Below are 5510 nucleotides of genomic sequence, written 5' to 3' on the forward strand. Positions count from 1 at the left end.
TGGGAACGATCAGGGCGGGGCTCAGGCCGAATGCCGAACCATGTCGACATGCGGAATCCCGGCTTCGAGGAATTCCTCGCTGACCAGGCTGAAACCCAGGCGCTCGTAGAACGCCGTGGCTTGCACCTGAGCGCTGAGCTTCTGTTGCTTCAAACCGCGTGCTTCGGCTTCGGCGATGACCGCTTGCATCAGCGCGTCACCGACCTTCATTCCGCGCCAGTCTTTGAGTACCGAAACCCGACCGATATGTCCATCGGGCAACAGCCGCGCCGTGCCGATCGGGAAGTCGCCTTCGAACGCCAGAAAATGCACGGCGGTCGCGTCATCGGCGTCCCACTCAAGCTCGGGTGGCACCGATTGTTCGGCGATGAACACCGTTTCACGAATGCGCCGGATCTCGGCGATATCCTTCTGCCAGTCTGCGACACGAACGCGAATTTTATTCATCGGCGAACCCCAGGCTTCCTTGCTTGACCAGTTCGCAGAGCAGGCTGCGGCCGTCTTCGTCGCTCAGCCACTCGCCGAGGTTATCGGCGTGCAGGGCGTCAGCGGCGCAGATCAGCTTCAGCAGTTCGCGCAGCTTGCCCGGCAGGTAGCGGCTCTGGCCACTGGCGAACAGCAGCAGATCGTCGTCGACTTCCGACCAGGCCAGGCGCGCGCTCGGGTTGCGGATCAGCACGGCGCCATCCTGCAGGGCGGCGAGGAAGTCTTCTTCTTCGACGTCTTCCGGGCCGACCACCAGTTCCGGGTAGCGCGGCTCGGTCATGTACTGGCCGAACCAGGTCAGCAGCAGACGCTCGTCGCTCATGTGCTCGGCGAGCAGGCTTTTCAGGCGATCCAGTGCATCGTGCTGAATCTGGTGCGGATCGACCGCCGGCTTGGCGTCGGCATCGGTGTAGCGCTCTTCGTCGGTCAGGAACTGGCTGAGGAAGTCGGTGAAGTGGGTCAGCACTTCAGCGGCGCTCGGCGCGCGGAAACCGACCGAGTAAGTCATGCAGTTGTCGACCGCGACGCCGCAATGGGCCAGGCGCGGCGGCAGGTAGAGCATGTCGCCCGGCTCCAGCACCCATTCTTCGGTCTCGTGGAATTCAGCGAGGATGCGCAGGTCGGCGTGTTGCAGCAGCGGGCTCTCGGAATCGCACATCTGGCCGATTTTCCAGTTGCGCTTGCCATGGCCCTGCAGCAGGAACACATCGTAGTTGTCGAAGTGCGGGCCGACGCTGCCACCCGGGGCGGCGAAGCTGATCATCACGTCGTCGACACGCCAGCTCGGCAGGAAGCGGAAGTTTTCCAGCAGTTCGCTGACTTCCGGCACGAACTGGTCAACCGCCTGCACCAGCAGCGTCCACTCTTTCTCTGGCAATTTGCTGAACTCGTCTTCGGCGAACGGGCCGCGACGCAATTCCCATGGGCGCTCGCCGTGCTCGATGACCAGGCGCGATTCGACTTCTTCTTCCAGGGCCAGGCCGGCCAGTTCGTCGGCGTCGATCGGGCTTTCGAAGTCAGGAATCGCCTGACGGATCAGCAGCGGTTTTTTCTGCCAGTAATCACGCAGGAATTCGCGTGCTGTGAGGCCGCCCAGAAGTTGAAGAGGAATATCGGAATTCATATGTAACCTATGGAAAAAAAGCACTTTTCAGACGGGAATAAAAACGCCCGGCGCGGCCGGGCGTCTCAAACGGGGCAAACGGTCGATCAGATGCGTTTGGCTTGTGCCACAGCGTTGCCGATGTAGTTGGCCGGGGTCAGTTGCTTGAGCTCGGCTTTGGCTTCGGCTGGCATGTCCAGGCCATCGATGAAAGTCTGCAGCGCTTCAGGGCTGATGCCCTTGCCACGGGTCAGTTCTTTCAGCTTTTCGTACGGGTTTTCGATGTTGTAGCGACGCATCACGGTCTGGATCGGCTCGGCCAGGACTTCCCAGCAAGCGTCGAGGTCAGCGGCAATCTTCTGCTCGTTGAGCTCCAGTTTGCTGATGCCTTTGAGGCTGGCTTCGTATGCGATCACGCTGTGGGCGAAGCCGACACCGAGGTTGCGCAGGACGGTGGAGTCGGTCAGGTCGCGCTGCCAGCGGGAAATCGGCAGCTTGCTCGCCAGGTGCTGGAACAGTGCGTTGGCGATACCCAGGTTGCCTTCGGAGTTTTCGAAGTCGATCGGGTTGACCTTGTGCGGCATGGTCGAGGAACCGATTTCGCCAGCGATGGTGCGCTGCTTGAAATAACCCAGGGAAATGTAGCCCCAGATGTCGCGGTCGAAGTCGATCAGGATGGTGTTGAAGCGCGCAATGGCATCGAACAGCTCGGCGATGTAGTCGTGCGGTTCGATCTGCGTGGTGTACGGGTTGAAGCCCAGGCCCAGTTCGTCTTCGATGAAGGCGCGGGCATTGGCTTCCCAATCAATTTGCGGGTAGGCCGACAGGTGCGCGTTGTAGTTGCCGACGGCGCCGTTGATCTTGCCCAGCAGCGGCACGGCAGCGACCTGAGCGATCTGACGCTCGAGACGGTAAACCACGTTGGCCAGCTCTTTACCCAGAGTGGTCGGCGAAGCCGGCTGACCGTGGGTGCGCGACAGCATCGGCACGTCGGCGAAACGGATGGCCAGTTCGCGGATGGCGTTGGCAGTCTGGCGCATCAGCGGCAGCATCACGTCGTCACGGCCTTCACGCAGCATCAAGGCGTGGGACAGGTTGTTGATGTCTTCACTGGTGCAGGCAAAGTGGATGAATTCGCTGACCTTGGCCAGCTCCGGCAGCTTGGCCGCCTGCTCTTTAAGCAGGTATTCGATCGCTTTGACGTCGTGGTTGGTGGTGCGCTCGATCTCTTTGACGCGCTCGGCGTGCTCCAGCGAGAAGTTTTCAGCCAGTTCGTTGAGAACGGCGTTGGCCTCGGCGGAGAAGGCTGGCACTTCAGGGATGCCAGCGTGGGCGGCCAGGCGCTGGAGCCAGCGCACTTCAACCAGAACGCGGGCACGGATCAGGCCGTACTCGCTGAAAATCGGGCGCAGGGCCTGGGTTTTGCCGGCGTAGCGGCCGTCAACAGGGGAAACCGCAGTGAGCGAAGAGAGCTGCATGGGGTGTTCTCGGACAGTCGGGCAACGAAATGGGGCGCGTATCATACATGAAAAAATCCGCCGGTCCGTCGCCAACTGACCGGCGTATTACGCGTTACAGACTACAAAGCCTTCATGACGCGGCGTTTACTCGCTGCGCATCAACGGATAAAGCTCTTTGAGCAACTTGCGGCGGCTGATCACCAACTGCCAGCGATGACCACCGAGCTGACGCCACAGGCGCGCCGAGCGGATACCGGCGAGGAGCAGGGCGCGGATCTTCGAGGCATTGCTCGGCTGTTGCAGGTTGCGCATGTCGCCGTGCACCTGAATGCGCTGGCGCAGAGTGCTCAAAGTGTCCTGGTACAACGCACCGCAAGCGGCCACGACGTTTTCGTGGGCCGGGCCGAAATGCTCGACCTGCGACTGAATCTGCGGCAGGCGCTTGGCAATCGTCTCAAGCATGTCGTCACGCTTGGCCAGTTGCCGCTCCAGACCAAGCATCGACAGGGCATAGCGCAGCGGCTCGCGCTGCAAGGTGCTCGGATCGCGCTCCAAAGCGCCGATCAACGCGCGATAACCCTCACGAAGATTGATGTCGTCGCCGCCGTAGACGTCCAGCGTATCTTTTGGGTCGCGGACCAGCAGGCTGCCGAGCATGCAACTCAGGCCGGCCTCGTTGGTCTGGCCAGTCTTGGCGATGCGATCGACCAGCACGGCGGCGAGAAACACGCCGCCCAGCGCTGTCAGTTGCTCCTGAGTCGGGCTCATGCCTGGCCGCTCCACGGCTCGGCCACTTCGATCACGCCGCCGCCGAGGCAGATTTCACCGTCATAGAAAACGACCGACTGGCCCGGCGTCACCGCGCGTTGCGGTTCGTCGAACACGGCGCGATAGCCGCTGGCGGTTTTTTCCAGGGTGCAGGCCTGATCGCTCTGGCGATAACGCACTTTCGCCGTCAGGCGCAGCGGCTGGCTCAGATCGATCGGATTGACCCAGTAGATTTCCGAAGCGAGCAGGGCGCTGGAGAACAGCCATGGATGGTTGTTGCCCTGACCGACGATCAGCTCGTTGGTCTGCAGATCCTTGCGCAGCACGTACCACGGCTCATCGCCAGCATCCTTCAAGCCGCCAATGCCGAGGCCCTGGCGCTGGCCGATGGTGTGGTACATCAAGCCGTGGTGACGGCCGATGACTTCGCCTTCGGTAGTCTTGATCTCACCCGGTTGTGCCGGCAGGTACTGCTTGAGGAAATCGCTGAAACGGCGCTCGCCAATGAAGCAGATCCCGGTGGAATCCTTCTTCTTGGCGGTGGCCAGTTCGTATTTCTCGGCAATCGCGCGCACTTCAGGCTTTTCCAGTTCGCCGACCGGGAACAGGGTCTTGGCGATCTGTTCACCACCAACGGCGTGCAGGAAGTAGCTCTGATCCTTGTTCGGATCGAGGCCCTTGAGCAGTTCGGTGCGGCCGTCGATATCGCGGCGGCGCACGTAGTGACCGGTGGCGATCAGGTCGGCGCCGAGCATCATCGCGTAGTCGAGAAACGCTTTGAACTTGATCTCGCGGTTGCACAGGATGTCCGGGTTCGGCGTGCGCCCCGCCTTGTATTCGGCGAGGAAGTGCTCGAACACGTTGTCCCAGTACTCGGCGGCAAAGTTGGCGGTGTGCAGCTTGATGCCGATCTTGTCGCAGACAGCCTGAGCATCCGCCAGGTCGTCCATGGCGGTGCAGTATTCCGTTCCGTCGTCTTCTTCCCAGTTCTTCATGAACAGGCCTTCCACTTCATAACCCTGCTCGATCAGCAGAAGGGCAGAAACGGAAGAGTCCACGCCGCCGGACATGCCGACAATGACGCGCTTCTTGGATGTGTCAGAAGGGGCTGGATCACGCATAGGGATTCAATGAGTGTCTTGGAAAAGGGCGCGATTCTATCAGGCTCACGGCCGCAAGGCTAAAGAGAAGGGCGGATCAGTTCGAGGCTGAAGTGATGACCGGCCAGATAATCGTCGATGCAGCGGATGATCAGCTCGCTGCGCCAGTTGTCACGCTGGGCGATTAATTCGTCGCGGGTCAGCCACTTGGCGCCGACGATGCCGTCGTCGAGTTGGTAATCCGGGTGATGCTGCACGGCTTTGGCGCTGAAGCATATGCGCTGGTAAGTCACGCCGTTGCTCGGTGCGGTGTACAGATAAATGCCGATCACGCCGGTGGGTTCGACGTCCCAACCGGTTTCTTCGAGGGTTTCGCGAATCGCCGCGTCGATCAGGGTTTCATCCGGGTCGAGATGACCGGCGGGCTGGTTGAGCACATTGCGCCCGCCCTTGTGCTCTTCGACCATCAGGAAACGGCCGTTGTCCTCGACGATGGTGGCGACGGTGATGTGGGGGAGCCATTCCATAAAACCTTCCTCAATCTATTGGTTAAACCCCAATCCCTGTGGGAGCTGGCTTGCCAGCGATAGCGGT

General features: G+C 61.0%; 6 protein-coding genes. All 6 read right to left on the reverse strand.

What is annotated here, in order from left to right:
- Positions 1-21: 21 nt before the first annotated feature.
- On the reverse strand, positions 22-447 hold the full coding sequence (locus tag F8N49_RS25075; protein ID WP_016775275.1) for a GNAT family N-acetyltransferase: 426 nt from the start codon (positions 445-447) through the stop codon (positions 22-24).
- A complete protein-coding gene (locus F8N49_RS25080; protein WP_016775274.1) occupies positions 440-1609 on the reverse strand; it encodes a cupin domain-containing protein in 1170 nt (389 codons plus the stop codon). Before F8N49_RS25080 ends, F8N49_RS25075 begins: the two co-directional genes overlap by 8 nt.
- A gap of 86 nt (positions 1610-1695) precedes the next feature.
- Positions 1696-3066 carry an adenylosuccinate lyase gene (gene purB, locus F8N49_RS25085; RefSeq protein ID WP_003223822.1) on the reverse strand — a complete coding sequence of 457 codons (1371 nt, stop codon included), beginning with the start codon at positions 3064-3066 and terminating at the stop codon, positions 1696-1698.
- Positions 3067-3192: 126 nt separating this feature from the next.
- Positions 3193-3816: a high frequency lysogenization protein HflD gene (gene hflD, locus F8N49_RS25090; RefSeq protein ID WP_039763308.1), complete on the reverse strand. Its 624-nt coding sequence runs from the start codon at positions 3814-3816 to the stop codon at positions 3193-3195.
- On the reverse strand, positions 3813-4937 hold the full coding sequence (gene mnmA / locus F8N49_RS25095) for a tRNA 2-thiouridine(34) synthase MnmA (protein ID WP_071172900.1): 1125 nt from the start codon (positions 4935-4937) through the stop codon (positions 3813-3815). Before mnmA ends, hflD begins: the two co-directional genes overlap by 4 nt.
- A 59-nt stretch (positions 4938-4996) precedes the next feature.
- Complete coding sequence (locus F8N49_RS25100) at positions 4997-5443, reverse strand: NUDIX hydrolase (protein ID WP_016775271.1); 447 nt, start codon at positions 5441-5443, stop codon at positions 4997-4999.
- Between the last annotated feature and the right edge of the window lie 67 nt (positions 5444-5510).

It is taken from the genome of Pseudomonas sp. GXM4, from assembly GCF_008923895.1.
In the GTDB taxonomy this organism is placed as follows: domain Bacteria; phylum Pseudomonadota; class Gammaproteobacteria; order Pseudomonadales; family Pseudomonadaceae; genus Aquipseudomonas; species Aquipseudomonas atacamensis.